At 72.2% G+C, this 26,507-nt stretch carries 25 protein-coding genes, 1 rRNA gene and 1 pseudogene; 11 read left to right on the top strand and 16 right to left on the bottom strand.

Features of this window, described 5'->3' with window-relative positions; translation table 11 throughout:
• The first annotated feature begins 41 nt into the window (after window positions 1-41).
• Both ABZ576_RS05670 and ABZ576_RS05665 read left to right on the top strand, forming a co-directional pair.
• Window positions 42-800: a GntR family transcriptional regulator gene (locus tag ABZ576_RS05670; protein ID WP_360736164.1), complete on the top strand. Its 759-nt coding sequence runs from the start codon at window positions 42-44 to the stop codon at window positions 798-800.
• A 134-nt stretch (window positions 801-934) separates the two neighbouring features.
• A pseudogene (locus ABZ576_RS05665) lies at window positions 935-1,084 on the top strand (GntR family transcriptional regulator); the annotation flags it as partial.
• Between the two features lie 540 nt (window positions 1,085-1,624).
• Here the strand turns inward: ABZ576_RS05665 and ABZ576_RS05660 are convergent.
• The gene (locus ABZ576_RS05660) at window positions 1,625-2,104 is read right to left on the bottom strand and encodes a DUF5994 family protein (RefSeq protein WP_360736162.1); all 480 of its coding nucleotides are present in this window, start codon (window positions 2,102-2,104) and stop codon (window positions 1,625-1,627) included.
• 304 nt (window positions 2,105-2,408) lie between these two features.
• Here ABZ576_RS05660 and ABZ576_RS05655 point away from each other — a divergent pair, with 304 nt between their 5' ends.
• Entirely contained in the window at window positions 2,409-3,953 is a 1,545-nt protein-coding gene (locus ABZ576_RS05655; protein WP_360736160.1) for an Eco57I restriction-modification methylase domain-containing protein, read from the top strand.
• A gap of 96 nt (window positions 3,954-4,049) precedes the next feature.
• Here the strand turns inward: ABZ576_RS05655 and rrf are convergent.
• Window positions 4,050-4,166 (bottom strand): 5S ribosomal RNA (gene rrf, locus ABZ576_RS05650).
• Window positions 4,167-4,563: 397 nt separating this feature from the next.
• Between rrf and ABZ576_RS05645 the strand changes: the two genes are divergently transcribed.
• Complete coding sequence (locus ABZ576_RS05645) at window positions 4,564-4,851, top strand: hypothetical protein (protein ID WP_360736157.1); 288 nt, start codon at window positions 4,564-4,566, stop codon at window positions 4,849-4,851.
• Here ABZ576_RS05645 and ABZ576_RS05640 read toward each other — a convergent pair.
• Window positions 4,841-5,359 (bottom strand): DUF1877 family protein, encoded by a 519-nt coding sequence (locus tag ABZ576_RS05640; RefSeq protein WP_360736155.1) that lies wholly within the window; start codon window positions 5,357-5,359, stop codon window positions 4,841-4,843. The genes ABZ576_RS05645 and ABZ576_RS05640 overlap by 11 nt on opposite strands.
• 587 nt (window positions 5,360-5,946) lie before the next feature.
• Between ABZ576_RS05640 and ABZ576_RS05635 the strand changes: the two genes are divergently transcribed.
• Window positions 5,947-6,579 (top strand): RNA polymerase sigma factor, encoded by a 633-nt coding sequence (locus tag ABZ576_RS05635; RefSeq protein WP_360736663.1) that lies wholly within the window; start codon window positions 5,947-5,949, stop codon window positions 6,577-6,579.
• 97 nt (window positions 6,580-6,676) lie between these two features.
• Window positions 6,677-7,624: a hypothetical protein gene (locus ABZ576_RS05630; protein WP_360736152.1), complete on the top strand. Its 948-nt coding sequence runs from the start codon at window positions 6,677-6,679 to the stop codon at window positions 7,622-7,624.
• A 232-nt stretch (window positions 7,625-7,856) separates the two neighbouring features.
• On the opposite strand, the gene ABZ576_RS05625 is transcribed toward ABZ576_RS05630, so the two are convergent.
• The 13 genes from ABZ576_RS05625 to ABZ576_RS05565 form a co-directional block, all read right to left on the bottom strand.
• The gene (locus ABZ576_RS05625; protein WP_360736150.1) at window positions 7,857-8,519 is read right to left on the bottom strand and encodes a 4'-phosphopantetheinyl transferase superfamily protein; all 663 of its coding nucleotides are present in this window, start codon (window positions 8,517-8,519) and stop codon (window positions 7,857-7,859) included.
• Between the two features lie 112 nt (window positions 8,520-8,631).
• A complete protein-coding gene (locus ABZ576_RS05620; protein ID WP_360736145.1) occupies window positions 8,632-9,576 on the bottom strand; it encodes a beta-ketoacyl-ACP synthase III in 945 nt (314 codons plus the stop codon).
• Window positions 9,573-10,346 (bottom strand): thioesterase domain-containing protein, encoded by a 774-nt coding sequence (locus ABZ576_RS05615; RefSeq protein ID WP_360736143.1) that lies wholly within the window; start codon window positions 10,344-10,346, stop codon window positions 9,573-9,575. Before ABZ576_RS05615 ends, ABZ576_RS05620 begins: the two co-directional genes overlap by 4 nt.
• A gap of 11 nt (window positions 10,347-10,357) precedes the next feature.
• Window positions 10,358-11,758: an NAD(P)/FAD-dependent oxidoreductase gene (locus ABZ576_RS05610; RefSeq protein ID WP_360736140.1), complete on the bottom strand. Its 1,401-nt coding sequence runs from the start codon at window positions 11,756-11,758 to the stop codon at window positions 10,358-10,360.
• A 72-nt stretch (window positions 11,759-11,830) separates the two neighbouring features.
• Entirely contained in the window at window positions 11,831-12,667 is an 837-nt protein-coding gene (locus ABZ576_RS05605; RefSeq protein WP_360736137.1) for a hypothetical protein, read from the bottom strand.
• Window positions 12,657-12,920: an acyl carrier protein gene (locus ABZ576_RS05600; RefSeq protein WP_360736134.1), complete on the bottom strand. Its 264-nt coding sequence runs from the start codon at window positions 12,918-12,920 to the stop codon at window positions 12,657-12,659. The genes ABZ576_RS05605 and ABZ576_RS05600 overlap by 11 nt, the downstream gene beginning before the upstream one ends.
• Window positions 12,917-13,858, bottom strand: a complete 942-nt coding sequence (locus ABZ576_RS05595) for a diiron oxygenase (protein WP_360736131.1) — start codon at window positions 13,856-13,858, stop codon at window positions 12,917-12,919. Before ABZ576_RS05595 ends, ABZ576_RS05600 begins: the two co-directional genes overlap by 4 nt.
• Window positions 13,855-14,877, bottom strand: a complete 1,023-nt coding sequence (locus ABZ576_RS05590; RefSeq protein WP_360736129.1) for a hypothetical protein — start codon at window positions 14,875-14,877, stop codon at window positions 13,855-13,857. The genes ABZ576_RS05595 and ABZ576_RS05590 overlap by 4 nt, the downstream gene beginning before the upstream one ends.
• A gap of 4 nt (window positions 14,878-14,881) precedes the next feature.
• The gene (locus ABZ576_RS05585) at window positions 14,882-16,333 is read right to left on the bottom strand and encodes a DHA2 family efflux MFS transporter permease subunit (protein ID WP_360736127.1); all 1,452 of its coding nucleotides are present in this window, start codon (window positions 16,331-16,333) and stop codon (window positions 14,882-14,884) included.
• Between the two features lie 8 nt (window positions 16,334-16,341).
• Window positions 16,342-17,844: an SAM-dependent methyltransferase gene (locus ABZ576_RS05580; RefSeq protein WP_360736125.1), complete on the bottom strand. Its 1,503-nt coding sequence runs from the start codon at window positions 17,842-17,844 to the stop codon at window positions 16,342-16,344.
• A gap of 14 nt (window positions 17,845-17,858) precedes the next feature.
• Complete coding sequence (locus ABZ576_RS05575) at window positions 17,859-18,107, bottom strand: hypothetical protein (RefSeq protein ID WP_360736122.1); 249 nt, start codon at window positions 18,105-18,107, stop codon at window positions 17,859-17,861.
• A gap of 16 nt (window positions 18,108-18,123) precedes the next feature.
• Window positions 18,124-19,122 (bottom strand): ribonucleotide-diphosphate reductase subunit beta, encoded by a 999-nt coding sequence (locus ABZ576_RS05570; RefSeq protein WP_360736120.1) that lies wholly within the window; start codon window positions 19,120-19,122, stop codon window positions 18,124-18,126.
• Window positions 19,119-20,816: an AMP-binding protein gene (locus tag ABZ576_RS05565; protein WP_360736118.1), complete on the bottom strand. Its 1,698-nt coding sequence runs from the start codon at window positions 20,814-20,816 to the stop codon at window positions 19,119-19,121. The genes ABZ576_RS05570 and ABZ576_RS05565 overlap by 4 nt, the downstream gene beginning before the upstream one ends.
• 286 nt (window positions 20,817-21,102) lie before the next feature.
• Between ABZ576_RS05565 and ABZ576_RS05560 the strand changes: the two genes are divergently transcribed.
• From ABZ576_RS05560 to ABZ576_RS05540, 5 genes are read left to right on the top strand one after another with little or no spacing between them, the layout of a single operon-like run.
• Window positions 21,103-22,191, top strand: a complete 1,089-nt coding sequence (locus ABZ576_RS05560) for an alcohol dehydrogenase catalytic domain-containing protein (protein WP_360736116.1) — start codon at window positions 21,103-21,105, stop codon at window positions 22,189-22,191.
• A complete protein-coding gene (locus ABZ576_RS05555) occupies window positions 22,188-23,507 on the top strand; it encodes an aspartate aminotransferase family protein (RefSeq protein ID WP_360736114.1) in 1,320 nt (439 codons plus the stop codon). The genes ABZ576_RS05560 and ABZ576_RS05555 overlap by 4 nt, the downstream gene beginning before the upstream one ends.
• Before the next feature lie 36 nt (window positions 23,508-23,543).
• Window positions 23,544-24,167, top strand: a complete 624-nt coding sequence (locus tag ABZ576_RS05550) for a pyridoxamine 5'-phosphate oxidase family protein (protein WP_360736112.1) — start codon at window positions 23,544-23,546, stop codon at window positions 24,165-24,167.
• A 56-nt stretch (window positions 24,168-24,223) separates the two neighbouring features.
• A complete protein-coding gene (locus ABZ576_RS05545; protein WP_360736109.1) occupies window positions 24,224-24,907 on the top strand; it encodes a 4'-phosphopantetheinyl transferase superfamily protein in 684 nt (227 codons plus the stop codon).
• Window positions 24,894-26,267, top strand: coding sequence for a cation:proton antiporter (locus tag ABZ576_RS05540; RefSeq protein WP_360736106.1), 1,374 nt, complete (start codon window positions 24,894-24,896; stop codon window positions 26,265-26,267). Before ABZ576_RS05545 ends, ABZ576_RS05540 begins: the two co-directional genes overlap by 14 nt.
• Window positions 26,268-26,507: the final 240 nt, after the last annotated feature.

Below are 26,507 nucleotides of genomic sequence, written 5' to 3'. Positions count from 1 at the left end.
GGCTAGTCTGTCACGCAAGTCGCACGGAAGGGAGGCGGACAGTGACCACCGAGCCGCCGCTGTACCTGCGCGTCGCCGATGAGCTGCGTGCCCTGATCGAGTCCGGAGAGCTCCCACCCGGACACCGCCTTCCCTCCGTCGCCGAGATCTCCCGCCAGCACGGCGGCGCGAGCAACTCGGTGGCCACCCGCGCTTACCGACTCCTCGTGGACGAGGGACTCGTCATTTCCCGGCACGGCGCCGGCCACTACGTCCGCGGCAACGAGACCCCTGAGCTGCTCGTACGTAGGCACCGACGCCGCAGCGAGGACAGCCCGTTCGCGCAAGGCGCGGCAGAGCAGGGCGCGGTAGGCAACTGGCGGCACGACAGCACCACCGAGAAGGCGAGTGAGCCGGTGGCCGCTCGGCTCCGCATCGAGCCCGGTGACCCGGTGATGCACACCTCGTACGTCTACCTCGCCGACGAACAGCCAGTGCAGCTGGCCGAGTCGTGGGAGCCACTCGCCCTCACCGGGCAGTCCCTCATCGCGCTACCCGAGGTCGGACCGTACGCCGGCGTCGGCGTGGCCGCGCGGATGCGCGTCCTCGGGATCGAAGTCGGCGAGCCGGTCGAACGAGTCCGCGCCCGTACGGCTACCCGGCATGAGGCGCAGGGACTGGCCATGACCTCACCCGGGCCGGTCCTCGCCATCGAGCGCACTTACTACGACCAGGCCACCGGCCGCCCGGTCGAGACCGCGAACATCGTGATGCGCGGCGACCGGTGGGTCGCGGTGTACGGGCAGACGCCCGCCACCTGACCCCGGGCATGACGAAGCGGCCCCGCCCCTCCTGAAGCGGGTGTCGCAGGTTCGAATCCTGCCGGGGGCACCAGTGCAAAGGCCCCGAACCACCGATCATGGTCCGGGGCCTTTGACATCCGTTTCTGACATCAATGGGGGGCGGCCGTCGGGCGCCGCTTCCTGAGCAGTCGGTCCATGTGGCTCATGGCGAGAACGTGGTGCGCCGTGCGCAGGAGCTGCTGTTCTCCCAGGGCGTGCTGGAGGGACGGGCCGGATCGGGTACGTATGTCGCCGCCCCCCGTTGTGACCACTCGCATCATTCACCGGTGGGAGTACGCGCAGCGCGTGCCCAACCTGGAAGACCTGCTGCTGCTCGCCGACGCACTGGCCTTACGGCCTGTCGACCTCCTCGGTGACGAGGCAGCCAGGAAGATCCCCGGCCGGCTCGGCAGCTGACCGGGGCCGGAATACTCAGTTCTCGGCTCGCGGCACGAGGAACGCCCGCGTCGGCCTGAGCTCCGGGTCACGCGAGTCCGGCTGCTGCATGCGTCTCCACGCCGCCACCAGCTTCGCGTACCGCGGGTCGATCCACTCGGCCGCCGGCATCAGCTACCGCAGACGTTGCACGGTTCCGAGTTCGACTATTACCCCGGCGTATCGCCTTCGTGCATCTCGGCTCAAGGCGTACGGCTGTCGGTGCGATGGTCCCCTCGCAGCGCAGCCGCTCGGTCGTCGCCGCGGGGCCGAGCGGCCTCGACGGACAGGACACAGGGGGGCGGAAGGAGGAGCCGGCCGCAGGTAGGCAGCCCGACCCGGCCGGGCCCGCGTGACCGGCGGGCCCGTCAGCCGGACGGACCGTGCCCGCTCCCGGTCTCGATGAGGATCTGCTCCGCCTGGCTGACGTTGTCCGCCCGGACCGCCTGGGCCATCGCGGCGCGGGCCGCGTCCGGTGCCGCGTCCGGCGGGACCACGAGCAGCGAGTAGAGGTCCCGGTCGCCCCGGGTGATCAGGACCGTGTCGTCACCGACCGGGAAGGAGTCGATGTGCACCACGCGGTCGTCCACGACGATGCGTGTCGGGAGACCTTCCCAGGCCGCGGTGTCCAGCCCGACGCGGGTCACGGGGCCGAGGTGGGCGACGAGGGCCCTCAGCAGGGCGGGCAGCTCAGCCCCGATGTCGCGCGAGCGCGGCCACCACGCACCGTCGAGGACGCCCTCGCGTGAGCCGGTCGTCTCCAGCCGGAGAAGCGCACACCCGGGCCGCACGGCTTCGTGGACGCCGCTGGGCAGACGGGGAACAGGTGGTGTATCCGAGCTGGTCATGATGACCCGTCCGTAGCGCCGGTGGGACGACGGGACTCGCCCCGCAGCTCCCACGCTACTCCTGGTGCTGCGGGTGCCCACGTCCGTGAGCTCGCTGCCTCGTGTGGAAGATCCTCGCGGGTCCGATCCCGCCGGGACACCGGGAGAACGGCTTGGAGCAATCCTGGTCGGGGCCGTTTCGGGACACCGGGAGAACGGCTTGGAGCAATCCTGGTCGGGGCCGTTTCGGTGGCGCGGGCGGGGCGGCCCCCGGCGTTTCCACAGGGGGCATGAGGGGCGCGGGCGGCTGGTTACGCTGTGCCTCATGGCAGTGGAGGCGACAGTGGTGGCGGCGGAGCTCGTGGTGCGGACGGAAACGCGCAGGCAGGAGTCGTCTTCGGCGCTCGCCCCGAAGGAGCGCGCCAAGCGCGGCCAGTACTTCACGCCGGCCCCCGCCGCCGAGTTCATCGCCTCGCTCGCCCGGTTGGACGGTGAGGAGCCGATCCGCGTGCTCGATCCCGGGGCGGGGGTCGGTTCGCTGACGGCGTCCCTCGTCGCGCGCATCCTGCGGGAGCGGCCCGGCGCGCGGGTCAGCATCACCGCCTGCGAGAACGACCCGCAGCTGCACGCCGCTCTGTCGGCGACGCTTCAGGACTGCTCGCGCACGGTGCGTGCGGCCGGTGGGCATCTGGAGACGACGCTGGTGAGGGAGGACTTCATCGCGTGGGCGACCCGGGACCGGGACGCGTCCGGTGAGAGCCGGGCGCCGTTCGACGTCGTGATCATGAATCCGCCGTACAAGAAGCTGGCCGCCCAAGCACCCGAGCGGAAGGCGGTGCGGGAAGCCTGTACGGAGACGTCCAATCTCTACTCGGCGTTCATGGCCCTCGGGGTCCGTCTCCTCGCCCCCGGCGGCCAGCTCGTGGCCATCACCCCGCGCAGTTTCGCGAACGGCCCGTACTTCCGTCCGTTCCGCAAGTACCTGCTGGACCGGATGCACATCGATCACGTGCACGTCTTCGAGGCGCGGAACAAGGTGTTCGCCGACACGGACGTCCTCCAGGAGAACGTGATCTTCTCGGCGACGCGCACCGATTCACCGAACCGGGGCAAAGCAGTCATCTCCTCCAGTCACAGCTACGGTGACGACATGAGGAGCCGCACGGTGGACTACCGGGACATCGTGCAGCCGGAGGACGGCGAGCACTTCATCCACATCAGCGCCGACGAGGAGGACGCCCAGCTCGCCGCCGCGCACGCGAACCTGGCCGCCACCCTCACGGAGATCGGCTGCCAGGTGTCGACGGGCCGTGTCGTGGACTTCCGTTCCCGGGAACACCTTCGGCCCGATCCCGAGGACGGAGCGGTTCCGCTCATCTATCCCCTGCACATGCGTGACGGCCGGATCACCTGGCCGGTGCCGGGCGCCAAGAAGAACAACGCCATCATGCTCAACGGCGAGACCGAGAAGATGACCTTCCCGGCCGGCTATTACGTCGTCGTCAAGCGCCTGTCCTCCAAGGAGGAAAAGCGTCGCGTGGTCGCGGTGGTCTTCGACCCCGAGGTGACTCCGTGCCCGCGGATCGGCTTCGAGAACCACGTGAACGTCTTCCACCACGCCGGGGCGGGGCTGCCGAAGGAGGTCGCACGGGGGCTGTGCCTCTGGTTGAACTCCACGCTGCTGGACCGGTTCATCCGCCGGTTCAGCGGTCACACCCAGGTCAACGCCACCGACTTGCGGAACCTGCGCTACCCGAGCACGGAGCAGCTCCGGGCCATCGGCGGCGAGTGGATCGAGGGGGGCTGGCCCGACCAGGACAAGCTCGACGACCTGATCGAACGTCACCTGGAGCCGACGGCGACCGCCTGAACGGCACGGGCCCCGCCGTCATCCGGGCGGCCCGGCCTTTCGGGGCGTGGGGAAAAGCGAGGGCCGCCTCGCGGAGCGAAGCGGCCCTCAAAAAGACATCGGCGACGACCTACTCTCCCACGAGGTCCCCCTCGCAGTACCATCGGCGCTGGTCGGCTTAGCTTCCGGGTTCGGAATGTTGCCGGGCGTTTCCCCACCGCTATGGTCACCGAAATTCTTGACACAAGCCCTTAAGGCCAGCGTCTTTGTGCGATGAGTATACAGGGAGCTTGATCCGCCACACCCGGACGTCGGGAGGGGCAAGCACCGGGGGCGGACCGCTGTCCGGGGCGAGAGCCCGTGTCGGTCGCGGCGTTGCTCCAGGATGCAAAGGGAGTGCCCCGCGTCGGGGTCGCCGGCGTACGGCCAGAGCTTCAGTGTCCTGCCGTCCCGGCGCGGGGGCGGGAGCCGGGTGGGGCGGGGGCACGGGGGCAAGTGGGGTGCGGCCTTTCGTGGGGGGTGGGGGTGGTGGTCATCCGGCTGGGGGATGCCGGGGTGCGGTGCGTGCGCGGGTCCGTACGGTCGGTCTCAGGACCGGGATGCGCCTGGCCTGCACGTCGGGAGGTTCGTCATGCGTCGCATCGGCTCCATACTCGGCACGCTCACCGTCGCCGGGGCGCTCGCGGTCGCCGTCCCCTGCTCGGCCTTCGCCGCGAACGGGTTCCTCGTCGTCAACGGGGTCCGTATCGACAATCCGAAGGGCTGCATCGAGATACCCACACTGTCGACCGTCTTCAACCTCACCGACATACCCGTCAAGGTCCACAACGTCCCGGGCTGCGCCGGCGGGTTCGTCCAGCTCATCCCTCCCGGGCAGGCCGTGCAGGTGCCCGGGACGCACAGCCTCTTCATGGGGTGACCGGCACTCGCCGGGCCGGCAGCCATTTCACCACCGCGTCGCCGCACTCGGCCGTCCGCGCGTAGAACGTCCTCAGCTCCCGGTGGACCGCGGCGAACGCGCCCCGCGTCTCGGGCTCCGCGGTGGGGCCGCCGTAGCGCGGCAGCAGTGCGTCGCGGGCGGAGAGCCAGAGCGCGTCGAACTCCGCCGTGGCCAGGAAACCGGCCACCCGGCGGGTCTGCGCCGCCGTCAGCACCCGCAGGTGCGGCTCGTGTCCGCGGGGGCGCAGCAGCGGGCGGCCGCCCAGCACCACCTGGGCCCGGGGCCCGTCCTCGATGCGGTGGGGGAACGCACCGGCGTAGATCCGCTCCTGGTCCGGGTACCGCTCGTCCAGCACCTCCTCGCGGTGCCGGCCGCCCTGGTACCGGGCCGCCGCCTCCCCGCCGTCGTCGAACTGTCGTTCCAGCCAGGCCGGGCTGTTCCGCAGCGCCGGAGGCGGCACCGCTCGCAGCCGTAGGTACGCGCTCATGCCAGAAGGAGCGCACGGCGGTGGGGAAGTATTACGCGGCCGGACGAGGGTGGGGGTGCGGAGGGGGCCGGGGCCAGGACAGGCAGGGGGCAGGAGGAACAGGGGCAGGACAGGCAGGGGGCCGGAGGAACAGGGGCAGGACAGGCAGGGGGCCGGGGGTCAGCGCGCGGAGGGTCGGGGCCGGCAGGGGCCGGGGGCGGCCGGAAATCCCTGCAGTGGGCGGGGTTCCGGCCGCCCCGTCCCGCTCCGCGCCGCTCACGGGGGGAGTGGGCGGCGGCGCGGAGGGGGTCCGGCGGTGCCGGTCTCGGCGGGCGTTCGGACCCGGCCGGTACCGACCCCGTACTCAGCCAGCGCACGACCGGTGCGAAACGTCACCGGAGCGGGGCGGCACCGGTCGCATACCCGCACAGACCTCCCCGTTCCGTCCCCTTTCCCGGCCGGGTGCCCCTGCCGTCCCCGGAGGGGGCCGCCGAGGCGTGGTGACACTTCCGTGACGGCGGACGCTGTTCACGACAGGGCCGTCGGTGCGACCGGAGCACGGCGGACGACATGGACTTCCGATGAACCCGGCACACACGAGGACGGTCTTGGGCCAGGTACGGCAGCCCCGGCGGGTGCAGGAGCGCGACGGGGAATTGGGCGCTGCGGTCAGGCGGGCCCAGGACGGCGACGAGGCCGCTTTCTCGGTGGCCTACCGGATCGTGCAACCCGGCCTGCTCGGCTACCTGCACGGGCTGGTCGGCGAGGACGCGGAGGACGTCGCCTCCGACGCCTGGCTGGAGATAGCCCGCGACCTGGGACGATTCAAGGGAGACGGCGCCGGGTTCCGCGGCTGGACCGCGACCATCGCCCGGCACCGGGCGCTGGACCACCTGCGCCGCCAGCGGGTACGGCCCCGGGCGGGCGGAACCGAACAGGACCTCCTGCACCTGCCCGGCCCGCACGACACCCACGACCAGGCCCTGGAGTCCCTCTCCACCGAGCAGGCCCTGGCCCTGGTGCGCGGGCTGCCGCCGGACCAGGCCGAGGCCGTGCTGCTGCGGGTCGTCGTGGGTCTGGACGCCCCCGCCGCCGGACGGGTGCTCGGCAAGCGGCCGGGAGCGGTACGCACGGCCGCCCACCGCGGTCTGAAACGCCTCGCCCGGCAGCTGGGTGTCGGCGGCGAGGCGGGCGAGGGTGTGACGGATGGGGCTTCCGGAACGCTGGGGAAGTCGAAATGAACGACGAGGGCGACAGGGGCGGTCGCGCAGCGGCAAGCCCGTCACCTCGGATGAAGCAATGCCGAATCAATACGGTCGGACAGGAACGGAAGCGAACATGGGTGAACGACTGAGCGGCGACGGAATTCCGGTCCGTCACCGCCATGGGCACCCTGACGGCGCCTGGTCCGGCCCACGGGACACGGACGATCCCGCCGCCCTGGAGACGGCGCTGGCCGCCGCGATACGCGCGGACCGTCTCGACCCCGAGGCGGAGCAGCGGGCCCTCGCGGCCTTCCGGGCCGCCGCCCACGGCACGGGCGCGCGCCTGCCCCGCAGCCGGCGCCGGGACGACTGGCGGCCGCCCGCGCAACGGCGCTTCCGGCGTCCGGCGCGGATGACGTTCGGGGTGGTGTTCGCCAGTCTCACCCTCGGCGGTGTCGCCGTCGCGGCCATCGGCTCGGTGGGCTCCTCGACGGACGGGACCGGTACCGGCCGGGAGACGGTGCGCCCTTCGGCCACCCGGCCGGGCGGTCCGGCCTCGCCGGCGTCCTCCGGCCGCCCCGGACCGGCGGACCGCCCCTCCGCCGCCCAGGACACCGAGGCGCAGTGCCGCGCCTACGAGCAGACCGGCGAGCGCGGCCGGGCGCTGGACGCGACCGCCTGGCAGCGGCTCGTGGCGGCCGCGGGCGGCAAGGACAAGGTCTCCGGGTACTGCGCCGAGGAGTTGGCGCGGGCGACGGCCGCGCCGAGCGGGCCGGCCGGCACGGGCGGGTCCGGCAAGCCCGCCGCGGGGGCCGGCAACGGCACGTCGGCGAACGCCGGCGCACCGGCCAACGGCGGAACCGGCACGTCCGGCACCAACCCGGGCAGCACGTCCGGCGCGGGCGGGAACAGCCGGACGACCGGCGGGGACGGCCAGGCGGGCGACGGCGGGACGGGCAGCGGCGGAACGAGCGGGACGAGCGGCAGCGGGACAGGAACCAGCGGGGCGGACACCGGCGGGGCCAGCGGCGGGACGGCCGGCGGCACCACCGGCGGCACGACCGGCGGCAAGCGCCCGTAGCCCGGCTGGAAGGACGGCGGAGGCCGGGAAGACGGCGGAGGCCGGAAAGACGGCGGAGGCCGGAAAGACGGCGGAGGCCGGAAGACGGCGGAGGCCGGAAGACGGCGGAGGCCGGAAGACGGCGGAGGCCGGAAGACGGCGGAGGCCGGAAGACGGCGGAGGCCGGAAGTACACCGGAAGCCGGGAAGACGCCGGAAGCCGGGAGGACGCCGGCCTCACCGCATGCCGGGGTTCAGTCGGGTGCGGGGACCGTGATGGCCGCGGACAGTACGGCGCGTTCCAGCCGCCACCGGCCGTGGAGGGTCTGGAGGCGGTCCGGGCCCAGGACGGGGCCGGGAAGTTGGAGTAGGGCGGTGAACGTGGGGGCCCCGGGGGCGAAGGTGACCAGGGCGTCCTGGAAACCCAGCCAGGTGCCGGCCAGCGGGTACCAGGTCTTGTAGACCGCTTCCTTGACGCAGAACAGCAGGCGGTCCCAGTGGACGGCGGGGTGCGCGGCGCGCAGGCCGGGCAGCTGTTCCCGCTCCCCGGGCAGGCTGATGACGTCCAGAACGCCGGGGGCGAGCGGCTCGTTGGGCTCGGCGTCGAGGCCGAGGGCCGCCACCTCGGTGCGGCGGGCCAGGGCTGCGGCCCGGTACCCCGCGCAGTGCGTCATCGTCCCGACCAGCCCGGCCGGCCACAGCGGTTCGCGGCGCGGGCCGGGCAGGACGGCGGCCTCCGGACAGCCGAGGTCGCGCATGGCCGCCCGGGCCAGATGGCGTACCGTGCCGAACTCCCGGCGGCGGCCCTCGGACGACGTCTCGACCAGCGCCTGTTCGGCGGGGAACAGGCGGGCGTCGTCGATGTCGCCGAAGTGTTCGTGCGCCGCCACCGGGGCGGTGAGCAGCCGGTCGATCAACCCCGTCGTCCCCGTTGTTCTCGTCGTTCTCGTCGTTCTCGTCGTTCTCGTCGTTCTCGTCGTTCTCGTCGTTCTCGTCGTTCTCGTGGTTCCCGGCGTCGGTGCTCCGCGCTCACGGGCAGCGGACGACCTGGCCGGCGTACGCCAGTCCGCCGCCGAAGCCGAACAGCAGCGCGAGGTCCCCGCTGTTCACCTCGCCCCGGTCGAGGAGCTTGGCGAAGCCCAGGGCCACGCTCGCCGCCCCGGTGTTGCCGGACTCCACCACATCGCGGCTCACCACCCGGTCGGTGAGGCCGAGTTGCCGGGCCAGCGGCTCGACGATGCGCAGGTTCGCCTGGTGCGGCACGAACGCGGCGATCTGGTCGAGCTCCACGCCCGCCACGGCGCACGTCTCCCGGGCGCACTCGGCCAGCTGGGTCGTCGCCCAGCGGTAGACGGCCTGGCCCTCCTGGCTGAAGCGCAGCGGCGCGCCCTCGATGAGCACGGCCCCCGACTTCTCCGGCACCGAGCCCCAGTGCACCGGCCCGACGCCCCACTCCTCGTCGGGGCAGGCCTCCAGCACCACCGCTCCGGCGCCGTCACCGACCAGGACGCAGATGCTGCGGTCGGTCCAGTCGGCGATCTGGGACATGGCATCGGCGGCCACCACCAGCGCGCGGCGCGCCCGGTGGGTACGGATCGCCTGGTCGGCCACGGCGAGGGCGTGGTTGAAGCCGGAACAGGCCGTGCTGACCTCCAGCGCGGCCGGACGGTTGCCGAGGCCCAGTTCGCGGGCGACCCGGTTGGCGAGGTTGGGGCTGCGGTCGGGCACGGTCGACGTCGCCGCCACCACCAGGTCGATGGCGTCGGGGTCGGTGCCCGCGGACGCCAGTGCCTTGCCGGCGGCGGTCACCGCCAGGTCGGGGACGGTCTCGTGCTCGATGATGTGGCGCGTCTCGATGCCGACCCGGCTGCGGATCCACTCGACGGAGGTGTCGACCATGGTCTCCAGCTCCTCGTTGGTCAGCAGCTTCGGCGGCTGGTGGAAGCCGGTCGCGATGATCCGGGAGGCGGTCATGATGCACCTTTCTCGCTGTACGCCGGTACCAGGGCCCCGCGGCACCTGTCGATCTCCCGTACGATCTGGCCGATCACCTGCGCCGGCCGTTCCCGGAGGTAGAAGTGGCCGCCGTCGTGCAGGTGGCAGCCGGTGAAGGTACCGCTGTGCCGCCGCCAGTCCGCCAGCTCGCGCGGTGCCACCAGCGCGTCGCCGGTGCCGCCGAACACGGTCAGCGCGGCGTCGAGCGGAGGCCGGCCGGCCTCGGGCCGCCAGGACTCGATCACCCGCAGGTCGCCGCGGAGCGCCGGTTCGAGCATCCGCCACACCAGCGGGTGCCGGGCCACGTCCCGGTCCGTCCCGCCCGCCGCGACCAGCCAGTCCTGCAGCTGCTCGGCGGCATAGCGGGAGCGGGCCTCGGGGACGTGGCCGGGACGGGGCGCGGCGCACGCGGACAGCCCGAGCCAGAACGGCCCCGGCTCACCGGCCCGCTGCAGCCGGAGGGCCAGTTCATAGGCGACGCACGCGCCCATGCTGTGCCCGAAGAAGGCGAACGGCACGTCCGACGCCGGCGCCAGCTCCTCGTGGAAGTGGGCGACCAGCGCCTCGACGTCGTCCCGCGGCGGCACGCCGAGCTTGCTCCCGCGGCCCGGGGCATCGCAGCGCACGATGTCCCAGTCCGCGGGGAAGCGTTCCGCCCAGCCGTCGTACAGGGCGGACGACCCTCCGGCGTGGTGGAAGAGGAACAGCCGCAGCGCGGGCCGGTCGGCCGCGGCCGTCGTACCGTTCACCGGCCGGGCTCCTACTGGGCCGTGTTGGCCACGTCGCTGGACCGGCGGATCCGCAGCCTCGGCTCGAGCTCCAGGTAGAGGCCGCCCACGGCGCTGCGCGCGTCGGTGGGCATGGAGTTCAGGGCCTCGTTGTGCCCGGCGGTCAGCTTCTGCTGGGTGGCCAGGTTCTCCGAGACCTCCTCCAGGGCCTCCTCGCCGTCGGTGGAGTCCTTGATGTCCTCCATGCCGGTGACGATGTGCAGGAAGGACTCGTACAGGTGCAGCATGTGCCGCTCGCGGCGGGTGAGCTTGTTCGCCTCGAAGAACTGCGACTGGCGGTTGTAGCTCTTGTAGAAGAACGAGACGACGACGAGGAGGCGCTCGTAGGCCTGGTGGTAGGCCTTCTCGTAGAAGTTCATGGCCTCGTCCTCGGACAGCTCGCCGTCGATGATCGCGGAGATCGCGGCGGCGCCGAGCAGCGCGGAGAACGTGGACAGGTGGACGCCGGTGGACAGCAGCGGGTCCAGGAAGGCGGCCGCGTCACCGACCATGACGTACCCCGGACCGCACTTGCGCTCCGAGACGTAGGAGTAGTCCTGCTCGGTCTTGAAGTCGGTGAGCCGCGTGGCGCCCTTGGTCATCTCGGCGATGCGCGGAGCCTGCGTCATCGCGTCCTCGTAGACCTCCTGGATGCCGCCGAGCCGCTCGCGCTCCTCGTTGAACGTCGTGCGCTTGGCGACCAGGCCGACCGAGTAGGTCCCGTCGTGCAGCGGGATCGCCCACCACCAGCCGTAGGGCACCGAGCAGACGGCGATGGCGCCCTTCGGGCCCACCTCCAGCGGCTTGATGTCCTTCCAGTACGCCCAGGTGGCGACGTTCTTGAACGCCTCGTGGTAGCGGCGGTTCTTGAGGTACTTGGTCGCCATCACGCCGGCCCGGCCGGAGGCGTCGACGAGGAAGTCGAAGTCGATACGGCCTTCCTTGCCGTCCGCGCTCCACTGCGCGCCGACCGGACGCTCGCCGTCGAAGAAGACCTCCTTGACGCGGGTGCCCTCGAAGACCTGGACACCCTTCTCCTTGGCGTTCTCCAGCAGCAGCTGGTCGAACTCGGAGCGGATCACCTGGTAGCTGTGCCGGTTGGCGCCGCTGAGGTGGTCGAAGTTGAGGTCCCAGTTCTCCGGGCCCCACTCGAAGTAGGCGCCGTCCTTGCGGACGAATCCGTACTCCTCCACCTTCTCGCGGATGCCGAGCAGGTCCAGGACCGGCAGTACGGACGGGAGAATGGATTCCCCGATGTGGTAGCGCGGGAAGACCGCGCTCTCCAGGAGCGTCACCTCGACGCCCTGCCGGGCGAGCAGGGTGGCGGCGGTGGAGCCGCCGGGGCCGCCGCCGATGACCAGCACCCGCGTCCGGGACGGAGGAGCTTCAGACATGTTTCGGGCCTTTCCTTGTGGTTGCCGTGCGGCGTTGTCGCGAGGTGGCGCCGCCGGGCGGCGCCGGGGAGGTCACCAGTCGGCCGCGGCCCTGATCCGGTCGGGCAGATCGGGGGCGTCGCCGAAGCGGTCGTGCAGGGCGTGCAGCCAGCGCTCCAGGCCGAAGGCGAAGCAGCCGGTGAACGCCGGGCTGCCGTCGGCCAGCTGGATGTCGCAGCGCTCGCCGAAGAAGTTCCGGTGGAAGTTGGCGGACCCGATGGCGAGGCCGTCGCCGTAGATGAGCTCCTCCTTGACCGGGAAGAGCTGCTGCATCAGGGTGCGGGCGGCGTCCTTCTGGAAGAAGGGGTCGGTCGCCGGCTCGAAGCGCAGCGGCAGGTCGAGGCGCTCGGCGAAGGTGCTCAGCCGGTCCTTGTAGCTGCTGAGGTGCTCCAGGACGGACTCGCGGTCGCCGACGCAGACGATCTCCCGCATGGAGAAGCCCATCAGGCGGCGCAGGCCGTCGTAGTAGTCCTCGCGCCGAAAGCAGGTGCCGACCGCGGTGATGCGGGCCGGGGTCTCCAGCCTGCTGCCCGCCAGGTGCAGGTAGACGGCGTAGCAGGTCGCGGACGGCAGCGCGAAGCGGGCCGGGGCGAGGAGGTCGGTGCCGATCTCCTCGTGCGGCCCCTTGGACAGGTCCTCGGCGCGCTCCGGGCGGGCACCGGTGGCCACCAGGCCCAGGTGCGGGAAGTTCGTCCAGTAGTCGAACTTGGCCAGGTCGTCGGTGCTCAGCAGGGGCGGGAAGGACATCTTGTCGGCGCCGCCCGCGACCCCCCAGCCGCTGAAGACGGTGTCGAGGGTCTCGCGCAGCGCCACGGCGGCCGGGCCGAGGGTGGCCAGACCCCCGGCCGGGGCGGCCGGCTCAGTCGGCATCGAAGAACCTCTCCCGGATCCGTCGCAGCGTCCGAAAGTCCTCGGGCGACACGGTGTCGAGGCTGATCTCGCGGCCGGTCTGCTCCTCCAGCACGTAGAGGAAGTTGACGAAGCCCAGGGAGTCGAGCACCCGGTTGTCGATCAGGTCGTAGTCCGGGTCGATGGTGCCCAGTTCCGGCCGGCGGGCCAGCAGGAAGTCGAGCACCAGGTCACCGGTCCCACCCGGAGCGGCCGCGGCCGATTCGGTCGTCATAGCGGGGGGATCCTTCCGTTGGAGAATATGTTTTCGCTGGTCATGAAGGTGAGGGAACGCTTGAGGGTGCGGTGCACGAAGTCGTCGAAGGCGGGGTCGGCGACCACGGCACGGCGCAGCGCGTACGGCTCCGGCAGGCCCGCGTCGCGGAACGCCGCCGGGTTGCACAGCTTCTCGACCGAGGCGCGCATGTACCGCTTGACGTACGCCTCCAGGTCGCTGAGCTGCTCGCTGTCGAGGCGCCGGCGCAGGTCCCGGTGGAGCAGGGCGACGATCTGCCGTCCGAAGGCGATGTGCCGGGACTCGTCCTGGTGGTGGACCTTGTTGATCTGCCGGACGGTGGGGTCGAGCCGCTCGTCGTCACCCATCTTCTGGTTGAAGACGTCGACGAGCTCCTCGAAGATCAGCAGGCGGGCGAAGAGCAGGAAGGTGTCGGCCTCCGGGACGCCCGGCGCGGTGAACACCATGCCGCGGTCGGGGTAGAGCCTGCCCGCGTACTTGAGGCAGAACTTGGCGAAGAACCACATGTGGTCGTTCTCTTCGCCGATGATGTGGTGGAAGTACTCCGACGCCACCTCGTAGCCGGGCATGTGGATGCGGGCCACGATCGAGGTCAGCAGCTCGCGGATGCCGTGCACGTTGAGGCTGTAGAAGTTGACGGACTCCCACTTGCTCAGGGCGCGCAGCTGGGCGTCGTCCAGCTTGGCCCCGGCCTCGGTGCCGTGGACGGTCATGAGCTCGGGGCTCATCCAGTACCCGTCCTCGTCGATCGACTCGGGCCACTGGAAGAGCTTGTACGGGTCGTAGTAGTCCCGCTCCGACATCGCGGTGAGCCGGCCCAGGATGTCGATGAAGCGCTGGTCACTGCCGAGGATGTCCGGCAGCTCGGCCAAGTAGCCGGCGGCGCGCGCGGCGGTCTCTGCCGTTGCCTGGGTCATACCGCTCCTTTCTGGGTTGAGCTGGTTCTGCGGATGATCGTCGCGCGCTTGGGTTCGCTGTCCCGGTGCCCGCAACGGTGGGTGGCCATCAGTCCGTCGGCCGCGAGCGCGGCGGGGAGCTGACGGTTGAGCCAGGAGCCGATGGCCGCCTTCGCGAACTCCGGATCCGGTCGGTCGGCGTACTCGGAGAGCCACCCGGCGATCGGGTCGACGGGCTTGACGACGCCGTCGTCGTCCTCCACCTCGACCCAGGAGTGGGCGAGGTCGAGGATGCCGAGCAGCCAGCCGCGCCGGGCGAACGCCTTGTAGCCGGCCTTCTCGAACTCGTCGGCCAGGAACAGGCTGGCGGAGATGCACGGGGCGACCCCGGCCGACATCATCCGCTTGTGGTCCCACTGGAGCCGTTCGGGCACCCGCACCCAGCGGTATCCGGCGGCGAGGAAGTCGTCCACGATGCGGCGCAGCGCCGGCGACTTCAGTTCGGAGACCCGGCCCCGGGTGGCGAGCTGCGCGGAGAAGCTCATCGGTCCGGGGCCGTCCAGGGTGAGCCGGCCGTCGACGTCGCGGACGCCGTCCGGCTCGACGCTCCAGGACAGCAGCTCGCCGCCGACGAGGTCGGGCAGCATGCGGGCGTGGCTGAAGGACGGGTCCGCGCCGCACTCCTCGTGCGGGCACTCCATGCTGACCGAGAAGGTCCATTCCAGGCCGGACGTCCAGGACGCGGGGCCCTGGTTCATCCAGCGCAGCGCGTAGCCGATGGCCTTCTCCGGCACCGACGCCTTCGAGCCGGAGGCGAGCGCCAGGTTGAACAGGTCGTACCGGTCGTAGCGTTCCGCACCCGGTTCCCCGGTGTGCCGCAGGCCCGCCGCGACGAGTTCGTCGAAGACGTCCTCGCCGCAGCGCAGCAGGTCCACGGCGCCCGCCCGGTCGAAGTAGCCGACGCGGAAGTCGTCGGGCACCTGGTACAGCCCCTCCAGCGCGGCGAGCCAGCGCTGGGCGGTCGCCGTGGTTGCCGTCATGCGATCACTGCTCCTTGGCGGCGGCCGTGGCCTGGGTCGGCTGCCCCTGGGCGGCGGCCGGCTTGGGCGCGAAGTGCACCGCCAGTCCGGTGAGCGCCGCCACGACCGCGGTCACGGCGCAGAAGCCGAAGACCGTCAGCATCGGGTCCAGCGGGTCGTCGCGGTGGATGCTCAGCAGGATGGCCATGGCCGCGACGCCGATGGAGCCGCCGAGCTGGCGCGCGGTCATCGTCAGGGCCGTGCCGGAGGAGAACCGCAGCGGCGGTACGGCCGCCGCCGACAGCGCGGTCAGACCGGTCAGCGCGGCGCCGACACCGAGGCCGCCGAAGATGGAGACCCACAGCCAGATCTTCATGAACTCCGGCTCGGTGCCCAGCGTGAACGCCATGGCCGCACACACCACGGCGAAGATCGAGGCGCCGATGAGCACGGCCATGCCCTGGTGCTGCGGCTTGACCTTGCGGCCGACCACGATGGAGCTGATCGCCGAGGTGAGGGCACCCGGGGTGACCGCGAGGCCGACCTCCAGGACGTCGTAGTGCCAGAACGCCGCCAGGAAGATCGGGCCGGAGAGCAGCCAGGTGTACAGCGAGGCGCCGAGGAACGCGGAGCCGAGGCCGGACAGGGCGTACCGCGAGTTGCGGTACAGGTCCAGCTCCAGGGCCGGCGGGCGCTTGTGGTTCTCACCGCGCCGGGCCGAGGAGGCGATCGCGAACACGGTGAGCACGCCGCCGCCGATCAGCAGGGCGAGGACGCGGCCGCTGTCCCAGCCCCAGGTCTCGCCCTCGGACAGGCCGAGGACGACGGAGGCGATGCCGATGGTGAAGGCGGCCGTGCCCAGCGGGTCCGGCAGCGGGCGGCCGGACGGCTCGTCCGCGTGCACCGAGCGCACCGTCCCGAGCAGCATCAGGATGCCGAACGGGATGTTGATCGCGAAGATCGCGCGCCAGCCCGTCGCCTCGATCAGTCCGGCGCCGAGCGACGGGGCGACCGCCGCGGCCAGCGAGCCCGCGGCACCCCAGGTGCCGATCGCGGCGGCACGCCGCTCCGCGGGCGTGTTGAACAGGATGAGTCCGAGCGCCGCGGGGATCATGCCCGCCGCCGCCGTGCCCTGGACGGCACGGGCGACGATCAGGGTCGCGAAGTTCGGCGCCGCCGCCGCGAGGGCGGAGGACAGCGTGAACGCACCCACCGAGAGCAGGAACAGCTTGCGGCGTCCGATGACGTCGGCGAGCCGTCCCGCCATCGTGAGCAGCGCCGCGAAGAACACGCCGTACGCGGTCACCAACCAGGTCATGTTGGCGATGGACTCGCTGGGGAAATCGCTCTGGATCTCGTTGAACCCGACGTTGACCACGGTCGTGTCGAGGAATGCGACGAAGGTCGCGCCCGAGGCGATCAGCAGGATCGCCCCGGGGTTCACCGGCCGGGCGGTGCCCGCCGCTGAGGTAGTCATGACTCTCCCTATTCAGCCGGAGCGGGCTTGACCGCCACGCCGCCGAGGTAGTGCACGGGGCCGAGGAGGTTGGCGTAGCGGCTGCTGAACGGGGACGGGTCGGGCCGCCAGTCCGGCAGCTTCACCACGCCGGGCTCCACGAGCTCGAAGTCGCCGAACAGCTCGGTCAGCTCCTGCTCGTTGCGCATGGTCGCGAAGCCGAAGGCGCGGGCGTAGACGTCGTACGCCTCGCCGGCGCTGGCGTCCGTGCCGGCGCCGTGGCTGACGCCGATCATGCTGCCCGGGGCGAGCGCCTCGCGGTAGACGCGCATCGCCGGCAGCAGGATTTCCGACGGGATGAAGTGCAGCACGCCGAGGAACATCACGGCGATCGGCTTGGTGAAGTCCAGCTGCTGCACCTCCGGGGTGGCGAGCAGCTCCTCCGGCTTGGTCAGGTCGGCCTTGACCACCCAGGCGTTCGGGACGTCCTCCAGCATCTCCTTGTAGCGCGCGATGGCCACGTCGTTGATGTCGGCGTAGACGACCTTGATGTCCGGGTTGACCGCGTGGGCGATCTCGTGCACGCGGCCGCGGGACGGGATGCCGGCGCCGATGTCCAGGATCTGGGTGAAGCCCTGGCGGGCGTAGAACCGGACCAGCCGCTTGATGAACTTGCGGTCCTCCCAGACCAGCACCTTGATGCCGGGCACGGAGGCCAGGGCGCGCTCGGCGACCTTCCGCTCGTCCTCGGAGTGGTCCTTGCCGCCGAGGAGGTAGTCGTACACGCCGGAGATCGCCGACTCGTCGCCGAGGCCCTCGGGCTCCGGCGCGGCCTCGCCCCAGTTCTCGGGCAGCGCGGCCTCGTTGCCGAGGTGCCGGCCGAGCGCGGCGAGCGTCTCGGAGGCGATGATCGCGTGACCGCGCGCCGACATGTGCAGCATGTCGGAGCTGTAGGCATTGCGGTCGCCGGCGGCGGGGTGCTCCCAGCACGGCACCCAGATGGCGCCGTACTTCTCGGCGACGGCCAGGGTGGCGGCGTTCAGCTGCTCCATCCGCGGGCGCATCTTGCCCAGCTCCGGGATGGCCCGGGTGATGTCGATCAGGCTGTACACGAACACCGTCGTGCCCGCCTCGACCAGGGGGGCGACGATGGCCTCGAGGTTGTCCTGGTAGACGGAGACGTCGAACTCCGGGGCGAGGAAGTCGTTGCCGCCGCAGATGACGCCCGCGAGGTCGGGTTTGAACTCCAGCGCCTTGGGCAGCTGATCCGCACGCACCTGGGCGGAAACGACTCCGCGCCAGCCGGTGTTGAGGAACTCCAGCTCCGGGTTGGCCCGCTTGAGCGCGGCGTGGACCCGCTCGGCCCAGGGGGCGTGCTCGTAGCCGGCGGTGGCCTCCATGATGCCTTCGGCCATGGAGTCACCGAGGACGGCGAACCGGCTCCACGTCGCTCCGCGCAGCAGCTCGTCTGCCTGCTGCGCGTTCAGGACGTGCTGGTCGGCCAGTTCCGCCTCGAAGGGGGGTGTCGTCATGGTGTGGTCGCCCCTCAGCCCGTGGTGGCCAGGGTGGCGATGGCGTTCTCGATGTCGCCGACGGTCACCAGGTCGACGGTGTCGCCACCGGCGATGTCCTGGAGGTCGAACTCGACCTCCAGCACCAGGGCGAGCTCGATCATGGTCACCGAGTTGTAACCGAGGTCCTCGATCAGACGGTCGGTGGAGCTCACCTCCCGGGCACCTGCGGGGACCATCTCTCCGACCAGCTGACGGACGCGGCTTGCCACATCGTTAGTCATGGTGTTCTCCAGCTCCTTAAGCGGTTTCGGCAACGAGGGCAACGGGGTGCTTGACACCCCAGTTGTTGGCGTATTCGTCCATGGCTCGGTCGATGGCCTCTTCCCAGGCGACGGCGATGGCGTCGTGCCGGTCGGGGAGGCCGATGAGGCGCAGCTGGCGCAGCGCACGGTCCTTGGAGGCGTTCCACTGGCCGCGCACCAGGGCGGCGCGCTGGACCAGGGCCGCCCGCAGCGCGGGGGCGACGGCCTTGTGGGTGGGGTTCACGAGCACCTTGGCGGCGAGTCGGACGCCGTCGAGGTACACGTCGTAGACGGCCTCGGCCTGGCCCTCGTCGACGAAGCGGCGGGTGGCGGCGAGTCCGTAGGTCAGGTGGCGCGACTCGTCGCGGGCCACGTTGCCGAGGCCCTCCTCGAGCGCGGCGAGTTCGAAGCGGCGGGCCAGCTGGCGGGTGCTGTGCAGCGCGGCCGCGGCGAGCACGCCCTCGGTGACGAGGTGGTACTCGATGACGGCGGTGTGCCAGGCGAGGCGGTCGCCGTCGAGGTCGTAGACCTTGTCGATGCTGGCGCGCAGCTGGGGCTCGAAGAACCGGCCGTAGGCCGACTCGGAGTCCTGCTGATCGGCCTCGCTGATGGTCTGCTCCTCGCCGACGGCGAAGTGCAGGTAGTCCTGGAAGAACTGGACGTGCCGGGCCTCGTCGGCGACCTGGGTGCTCAGGTAGATGCGGTCCTCGTCGGAGGGGGCGTGCGTCACCAGTCCGCTCAGCGTGCGCGAGACGCAGACCTCACCGACCTCCAGTTCGGCCAGCGCCTCGAAGAGCTGACCGCGGGCGTAGGGCCGCATGGCCTCCCACTTCTCGCGGTCGCGCTCCACCTTGACGTCCGCGATGGCCCACTGCTGCTTCTCCCAGCGGTCGTAGAGCCGCCGGGGGCTGGGCAGGCGGCCGGCCCGGGCGGGCTCCGCGGTGTACGACTCCTCTTCGAGGATGTCGACGATGTGCTCGGCTGTCACGGTCATGCTGCGTCTCCCTTACCGGTCCCTGCATCTGCGTGCGGCGCGTCGGCCGTGGACGTGCTCGGCGGCGTGCCGTGCACCGGCGTCCAGCCGGTGGCGTCGCCGCGCAGCAGGCGCTGCCACAGGACGCGGCGGCGCGGCTTGCCGCTGGACGTGCGCTCGATCGCTCCACGGCGGCCGAGCAGGACGGTGAGGCTGATCTCGGGGCCGGTGGCGGCGCGCAGCGTGTTGACCGCCGGCTCCAGCCAGCCGTCCGCGGCGGAGGCCTCCACCAGCAGCACCGCGTGGTCGGTGCCGTCGACGCTGCCCAGGAGGGTCACCAGGCGGCCGCCGTCCAGGCCGTCCAGGCGGGCCAGTTCGGCCTCCAGGTCCTCGGCGAACAGGGCGGCGCCGCGGACCTTGAGCGAGTCGGCGACCCGGCCGATCACGTAGAGCTGGCCGTCCCAGAGGAACCCGCCGTCACCGGTGTGCAGTCCGGCCGGGTCGAACGTGGTGAGCTGCCCGTCGCTGAGCAGGTAGCCGTCGGCCAGGGAGGAGCCGGACACCGAGATCTGGCCGAAGTGGCCCTCGGGGAGCGGGTTGCCGTCGTCGTCCACGATCTCCACGCGCAGGTCGCCGACCGGGCGGCCGCAGCCGACCAGCCAGTTGGCCGCGACCCGGTCCCGGCCGAGGGCGCCGTGCTCCGCGGCCTCGACGGGGGTGCCGAACTCGGAGGCGGCGTTGGCGATCCGCAGCAGCGGCGAGCCCTCGCCCGGGCGTACGCCGGTGACCGCGAGCGTCGACTCGGCCAGGCCGTAGGCGCCCATCAGGGCGCGGTCGTCGAAGCCGTGCGGCGCGACCAGCGTGGTGAAGTCGGCGACGCCCTGCGGGTCGATGCGCTCGGCGCCGAGGATGGCCACGCGCCAGGCGGAGAAGTCGGTGCCCTCCAGCTGGGCCGGCTTCACGCGGCGGGCGCAGTAGGAGTAGCCGAAGCTGGGGGCGGTGGTCACGGTGGCGCCGTGCCGGCCGAAGCACTCGAGCCAGCGTTCGGGAGAGCGGATGAACTGCTCCGGGGTCATCAGCCACAGGTCGACGCCGCTGGTCACCGGCATGATCATGGCGCCGACCAGGCCCATGTCGTGGAAGAGCGGCAGCCAGCTGGCGAAGATGTCGTCCGGGACCATGCGCAGCCAGGTGCGGATGGCGCTGACGTTGGCGGTGAGCGCGCCCCAGCTGACCCGGACGCCCTTGGGGTTGCCGCTCGAGCCGGAGGTGAACTGGAGCAGCGCGAGGTCCTCGGCGGCGCGCTCGACGGGCGCCGGGCCGGGCTCGGTCAGCCGCTGCGGCGCGTCGGCCGTGGGCGCCGGGACCAGAACGGCCTTGGCGCCGGTCTCCTGGCAGACGGTCTCGGCGGCGGCGTGCGTGTCCTCCTGCGTGACCACGATGGCCGGGCGGGCCGCTTCGATGATCCGGGCGAGGTGGGCACGGTAGCGCTCGGTCGTCCGGTACGAGCGGGGCGGAGCCACCGGGGACGGGGTCAGGCCGGCGGCCAGGGTGCCCATGAACGCCACCACGAAGCTCTTGACCTCGGTGGCGAGCAGCGTGACCACGGCGCCGGGCGCGGCGTCGGTCGCGCGCAGCGTCGCCGCGAAGTGGCGCACCTCCTCGGCCAGGTCCGAGTAGGGCGTGTAGGACCAGCCGCCGCCCGGCTCGGCCACATGCAATCCCTTTTCCGTGCTCGGTGATTGCAGCCAGGACAGAAGACGGAAATTCTCTGCTGTGGATACGTCGCTCACTGAACCGGTTGTCCGTTCTCTTGCTGGCCGTGCTTGCGGCGTTCGAAACGGATTCCAGACGTTACGCGGCAGTAGCACTCCAGGCGACCACAACCATGTTTTCTCATGCCCGAATCGAAGTTGCTCATACACATTGACAAGGAGAACATCCCTGCTCAGGCTGGTTGTTCGCTACCGCCGGAAAAGGCAGACAGGGGTGGGGAGTCACATGAAAGCCGCGGTCGTCAGGACACCGGACGGCGAATGCGAGATCACCGACATCAGCATTTCTGAGCCTGCCCCGGATCAGGTAAGGGTACGCATTTCCGCGGCGGGCGTGTGCCGTTCGGATCTATCGATCGCCAATGGCACCATTCCGCACCGGCTGCCGGCCGTGCTCGGGCACGAGGGCGCGGGCACGGTGGTCGCGGCCGGTTCCGAGGTGACCGGCGTCGCCGTCGGCGACACCGTGGTCCTCAACTGGATGCCGGCGTGCGGCACCTGCGGCTACTGCGTCCGGCAGCAGCCCTACCTGTGCGGTGTCGCCTCCGCCGCGGGCAGCGCCGACTACGCCCGGACCGGCGACGGCACGGTGCTCGCGGCCGCCCTCGGCACCGGCGCGTTCGCCGAGGAGGTCGTGCTCCCGGCGCGGGCCGTGGTGCCCGTCGGGGACGGCATCCCGCCGGAGCAGGCCGCGCTGCTCGGCTGCACGGTGCTGACCGGGTACGGCGCCGTCCGGCACACGGCGGCGGTCCGGCCCGGCGAGACCGTGGTGGTGCTGGGCACCGGCGGTGTCGGACAGGCCGTCCTCCAGGCGGCGCGGCTCGCCGGGGCCGGCGCGGTGTTCGCCGTCGACACCGACCCCGCCAAGGAGGAGTCGGCGCTCGCGCACGGCGCCACCCACTTCCACGCCGACCGCACCGGGGCGCTGCGCACGGTCCTGAAGGAGACCGGCGGCATGGGCGCCGACCACGTCCTCGACTGCGTCGGCGCGCCCGAGACCCTGCGCCTGGCCTGGAAGTTCACCCGCCGCGGCGGTGTCACCACGGTGGTGGGCATCGGCGGCCGGTCGCAGACCGTGGAGTTCAACGTGCAGGACCTGTGCACCTCCGGCCGCACCCTGCGCGGCTGTGTGTACGGCAACAGCGACCCCGCCCGGGACATCCCGCTGCTGGCCGAGCACGTGCGCGCCGGCCGGCTGGACCTGGGCTCCCTGATCGGGGCGCGCATCCAACTGGCCGACCTGCCGGAGGTGTTCCGCGCGGGAGGCTTCGCGGGCCCCGGGCGCGCGGTCGTGACGATGGAGGCGGCGGCATGATCCAGTCGACGGAACAGCAGACGGCGACCGTGGCACCGGACGCGGCGGGCGTGGACCCGTACGGCCCGGAGGAGGTGGCGCCCGCCGAGGTCTTCACGCGGATCAAGCAGCACTTCTCCCCGCGCACCTCGGTGAGCCTGCGGCTGTTCGGCCGCAACGCGGTGGAGACCTCCGCCAGCGGGTGCCGGGTCGAACTCTCCGACGGGCGCACCCCGCTGGACTTCGGCGCCTACGCGGTGGGCCTGCTCGGGCACCGGCCGCCGGAGGTCGTCGAGGCGGTACGCCGCCAGCTCGACGTGATGACCATCAGCACCCGCGTCCTGGGCAACCCGGTCACCGCGCGCGCCGCCGCCACCCTCACCTCGTTCTTCGCCGGGCAGCCGGGCGGCGCCGACCTGCACCGCGTCTACTTCGGCCTCAACGGCTGCGACGCCGTGGAGGCGGCGGTGAAGCTGGCCAGGCTGGTCACCGGCCGCCCGCGCGTGCTGGCCGTGAACGGCGCCTACCACGGCAAGTCCCTGGGGGCGCTGTCCCTGACGCACCACCCCGGGTTCCGGGCCGGGCTGGACGAGAGTCTGGCCCCCACGACCCATGTCTCCCCGGCGGATGCCGATGTAGTGGCGCGGGAGTGCCGCCGGGGAGACGTGGCAGCTCTGATCTTCGAGCCGGTGCAGGGCGAGAACGGTGTCCGGCCGCTGCCCGCCGACGTCCTCGCCGCCTGGTGCGAGGCCGCGCGCGACAGCGGGGCCATGGTCATCGCGGACGAGATCCAGACCGGTCTGCGGCGCTGCGGCGAGCCGTCGCTCGCGCTCGCCCAGGGCCTGCCGGTCGACGCCCTGCTGCTCGGCAAGGCGCTCGGCGGCGGTGTCATGCCGATGTCGGCGATGCTGTGCACCGAGGCCCTCTACGAGCCGATCGCCGAGAACCCCTCGGTGCACACCGCCACCTTCAGCGGCCACCCGCTGTCCTGCGCCACGGTGCCGGCCACCCTCGGCCTGGTGGACCGGTACGCCGAGCGCGGCCGGGTCGTCTCGGCCGCCGTCGAGCGCGGGCTCACCGAACTCGCCGGACGGCACGGCGCGCTGGTGAGCGAGGTGCGCGGCCGCGGGCTGCTGTGGGCGCTCGAACTGCGCTCGGAGTCGCTGCTCGGCCCGGTCACGACCGGACTGGCCCGCCGGGGCCTGCTGGTCTCGCCGTGCGTCAGCAACCCCACGACGCTGCGGCTGCTGCCGCCGATCGTGGCCACGGACGACGAGGTCGCCGAGGCGCTCTCGATCGTCGACACGGTGCTCGGCGCCACCAAGCCGGCCACCTGAGCACAGATCCACCCGAGTAACGGAAGGCCCCGTCCCGTGTCCAAGGTGTTCCCGGAGATAACCGACGAACTGCGCCGTTTCATCGAGGCACAGCCGATGTTCTTCGTGGGCACGGCGCCGTCCGGCGACGAGGGACGGGTCAACGTCTCGCCCAAGGGCTACAGGGACACGTTCGCCGTGGTGGACGAGCACACCGTCGCCTACCTCGACCTGTACGGGTCGGGGGCGGAGACCATCGCCCACCTGCGGCAGAACGGGCGGATCGTGGTGATGTTCTGCTCCTTCGACCGCCGTTCGCGCATCGTGCGCCTGCACGGCCACGGCAGGGTGCTGCGCCCGGACGCACCCGAGTACGCCGGGTACGCCGCCCGGTTCGGGTCCGGCCACCCCGGGGAGCGGGCCGTCATCGTGATCGACGTGACCCGGATCTCCGACTCCTGCGGCTGGACGATCCCCTACATGGAGCTCAAGGGGGAACGGCCGGTGCTCGACAAGGTGCAGTCCACCCATTCCATGGACGAGTGGGACCGCCGGGCCAGGGGCAACGTCGAGAGCATCGACGGACTGCCGGCCCTCGACGCCGACCACCCGCGGCCGGTACCGGCCGGCGGCTCGGGCGGGCCGATGACGGCCCTGCTGCGCCGCGGGCGGGACAGCTGAGGCCCGCGGGCATGGCGGGGGGCGCGCGGGCGCGGACCCGTCGCCGGGGGCGCGCCATGCGGGTGACCGAGGTCGCCGTGGCCGACGGCGAGCCGCCGGTGCTGCTCGCCGTGGAACCGGCCGGCACCCGGGACCCGGACGACGACTGGGCGGAGTTGTCCGGGCCGGAGCGGGCGGCGACGGCGGCCATGGACGCCGTGCGCGCCGAGGAGTTCGTGCGCGGCCGGTCGCTGCTGCGCCGGCTGGCCGGGTCCGTGCTCGGCCTGCCGGGGCCCCGGGTGCCGCTCGCGCTGGAACCGGGCGGGCGGCCGTATCTGGAGGGGCTGGCGGCCGGTGTCTCCCTGTCCCACACCGAGGGCTGCACCGCGGCGGCCGTACGGCCGTGCGGTGCCGTCGGCGTGGATGTGCAGCGCCCGCCGGAGAGCGTCGACGACCGGCTCGTCCGGCGCTGCTGCGGCGTCTGGGCCGAGCGGGTGCTGAGCCTGCCCGGACCCGCGCGCGCCGCGGCCTTCGCACGGGTCTGGGCGGTCCAGGAAGCCTGCGTGAAATCGCTGGGCCAGGGCATCTTCGCCGAGCCCTGGCGTATCGCCGTACCGCCCGGCGCCGGGGGCGGGCGCTGGGGCGAGGTGTCCTGGCGGTCCCTCCCCGAGGTGGCCTCCGCGGCCCTGGCCGTCGCGGCACCCCGTCTGATCTCGCCGGTTCCCCACACACCCGCTGGAGTTGACGATGTCTGCCCCTGATCCGCTGCCCGACCTGCTCCTGGCCGTACCGGCGGTGATCCTCGCCTGTGGCGCGGGCGCTCGGCTGGCGCGCCGGGTGGGACAGCCGCCCGTCGTCGGTGAGATCGCCGCCGGTATCGCGCTCGGGCCGTCGCTGCTCGGCTGGCTCGCGCCCGACGCCCAGCACTGGCTGTTCCCCGCCTCGGTGATGCCGTACCTGTCGGCCCTGGGCAATCTGGGGCTGCTGGCGTTCATGTTCCTGATCGGCCTGGAGCTCGACCTCGGCACGCTGCGCCGGGCCCGGGGCGTGGCGGTCGCGGTGAGCGTGTCCAGTCTGGTCGTGCCCTTCGCCCTGGGCTCCCTGACCGCCCTCGCCATGTACGACCGGCTCGCCGCCGCGCACCAGGACCGGCTCCCCTTCCTGCTGTTCATCGCGATCGCCATGAGCATCACGGCGTTCCCGGTGCTGGCCCGCATCCTGATCGACCGGGGGATGTACACGACTCCGCTCGGGACGGTCGCGATGGCCTCCGCGGCGGTCAACGACGTGTGCGCGTGGTGCCTGCTGGCGGTGGTGGCCGCCGTCAGCACCAGCAGCTCGCCCGACCAGGCGCTCGTGACGGTGGCCGAGGCCGTGGGCTTCGCCCTGGTGATGGGCTACGTGGTGCGGCCGGTGCTGGCGCGGCTGGCCGGCCGCGCCGGCCGGGTCTCGGAGTCCATGGTGCTGGTGCTGGTGTTCAGCGGGGTGTGCCTCTCCTCGCTGGCGACCGACCGCATCGGCGTGCACGCGGTCTTCGGCGCGTTCCTGTTCGGTGCCGTCACCCCGCGCGGTTCCGTCCCGATCGAGCGTGCCGCCGGCCGCATGCAGACCTTCGCGGTGCCCGTGCTGCTGCCGCTGTTCTTCGTGGGCACCGGCATGAACACCGACCTCACCCGGCTCGTCGGGAGCGCGGAGCTGTGGGGCTGGACCGCGCTGCTGCTCGCCGTGGCGATGCTCGGCAAGTGGGGCGGCAGCACCGGGGCCGCGCGGCTCGCCGGACAGTCCTGGCGGGACGCGATGTCCATCGGCGCGCTGATGAACTGCCGTGGCCTGACCGAGCTGGTCGTCCTCAACGTCGGCCTCCAGCTGAAGGTGATCAGCATCGAGGTGTTCTCGATGCTCGTCGTCGTGGCCCTGGTCACCACGGCCGCGACCACGCCCGCCCTGGAGTGGTTCGGCCGGATCGGGCGCGGCGGCGGGGACGGCGCGCCCGGCTCCGCCGTGAGCGCGGAGCCGGACGACGAGCCCGCCGCGAGCACCGCGGTCGGCGACGAGCCCGGCGAGGGCACCGCGGTGGACGACGAGCCCGCCGGGAGCACCGCGCGGGGCCGGCGGCCGTGACGCCCGCGGCACCGTCCCGGGGGAGGTTTCCGGACAGGAGGCCGCCGCGGAGGCGTGGTCGCCCGCCGGGGCGGCCGCGGCTTCGGGGCGGCCCCTCGGCCGTCCCGCCGGAGGGCCGCGCGGCCGGGTGACGGCGGCCGGCTCCCCCGGGCTCCGGGCCGCGGCGGCCGGTGTGCATGCTGTTCACACCGAGGCGGGGGCGTTCGCGCTGTCGCGGGCGGAGTGTTCGACCACCGTCCG

This window comes from Streptomyces sp. NPDC013455 (genome assembly GCF_040632975.1).
Lineage (GTDB): Bacteria > Actinomycetota > Actinomycetes > Streptomycetales > Streptomycetaceae > Streptomyces.
The sequence above is the reverse complement of the archived record's forward strand: the minus strand, read 5'-3'. Positions and strand labels throughout refer to the sequence as shown.

Coding starts and splice junctions, on each gene's coding strand:
- ABZ576_RS05660 (WP_360736162.1), bottom strand. CDS start 2,104: ATGACCAGCTCGGATACACCACCTGTTCCCCGTCTGCCCAGCGGCGTC.
- ABZ576_RS05655 (WP_360736160.1), top strand. CDS start 2,409: ATGGCAGTGGAGGCGACAGTGGTGGCGGCGGAGCTCGTGGTGCGGACG.
- ABZ576_RS05645 (WP_360736157.1), top strand. CDS start 4,564: ATGCGTCGCATCGGCTCCATACTCGGCACGCTCACCGTCGCCGGGGCG.
- ABZ576_RS05640 (WP_360736155.1), bottom strand. CDS start 5,359: ATGAGCGCGTACCTACGGCTGCGAGCGGTGCCGCCTCCGGCGCTGCGG.
- ABZ576_RS05630 (WP_360736152.1), top strand. CDS start 6,677: ATGGGTGAACGACTGAGCGGCGACGGAATTCCGGTCCGTCACCGCCAT.
- ABZ576_RS05620 (WP_360736145.1), bottom strand. CDS start 9,576: ATGACCGCCTCCCGGATCATCGCGACCGGCTTCCACCAGCCGCCGAAG.
- ABZ576_RS05610 (WP_360736140.1), bottom strand. CDS start 11,758: ATGTCTGAAGCTCCTCCGTCCCGGACGCGGGTGCTGGTCATCGGCGGC.
- ABZ576_RS05605 (WP_360736137.1), bottom strand. CDS start 12,667: ATGCCGACTGAGCCGGCCGCCCCGGCCGGGGGTCTGGCCACCCTCGGC.
- ABZ576_RS05600 (WP_360736134.1), bottom strand. CDS start 12,920: ATGACGACCGAATCGGCCGCGGCCGCTCCGGGTGGGACCGGTGACCTG.
- ABZ576_RS05595 (WP_360736131.1), bottom strand. CDS start 13,858: ATGACCCAGGCAACGGCAGAGACCGCCGCGCGCGCCGCCGGCTACTTG.
- ABZ576_RS05590 (WP_360736129.1), bottom strand. CDS start 14,877: ATGACGGCAACCACGGCGACCGCCCAGCGCTGGCTCGCCGCGCTGGAG.
- ABZ576_RS05585 (WP_360736127.1), bottom strand. CDS start 16,333: ATGACTACCTCAGCGGCGGGCACCGCCCGGCCGGTGAACCCCGGGGCG.
- ABZ576_RS05580 (WP_360736125.1), bottom strand. CDS start 17,844: ATGACGACACCCCCCTTCGAGGCGGAACTGGCCGACCAGCACGTCCTG.
- ABZ576_RS05575 (WP_360736122.1), bottom strand. CDS start 18,107: ATGACTAACGATGTGGCAAGCCGCGTCCGTCAGCTGGTCGGAGAGATG.
- ABZ576_RS05570 (WP_360736120.1), bottom strand. CDS start 19,122: ATGACCGTGACAGCCGAGCACATCGTCGACATCCTCGAAGAGGAGTCG.
- ABZ576_RS05560 (WP_360736116.1), top strand. CDS start 21,103: ATGAAAGCCGCGGTCGTCAGGACACCGGACGGCGAATGCGAGATCACC.
- ABZ576_RS05555 (WP_360736114.1), top strand. CDS start 22,188: ATGATCCAGTCGACGGAACAGCAGACGGCGACCGTGGCACCGGACGCG.
- ABZ576_RS05545 (WP_360736109.1), top strand. CDS start 24,224: ATGCGGGTGACCGAGGTCGCCGTGGCCGACGGCGAGCCGCCGGTGCTG.
- ABZ576_RS05540 (WP_360736106.1), top strand. CDS start 24,894: ATGTCTGCCCCTGATCCGCTGCCCGACCTGCTCCTGGCCGTACCGGCG.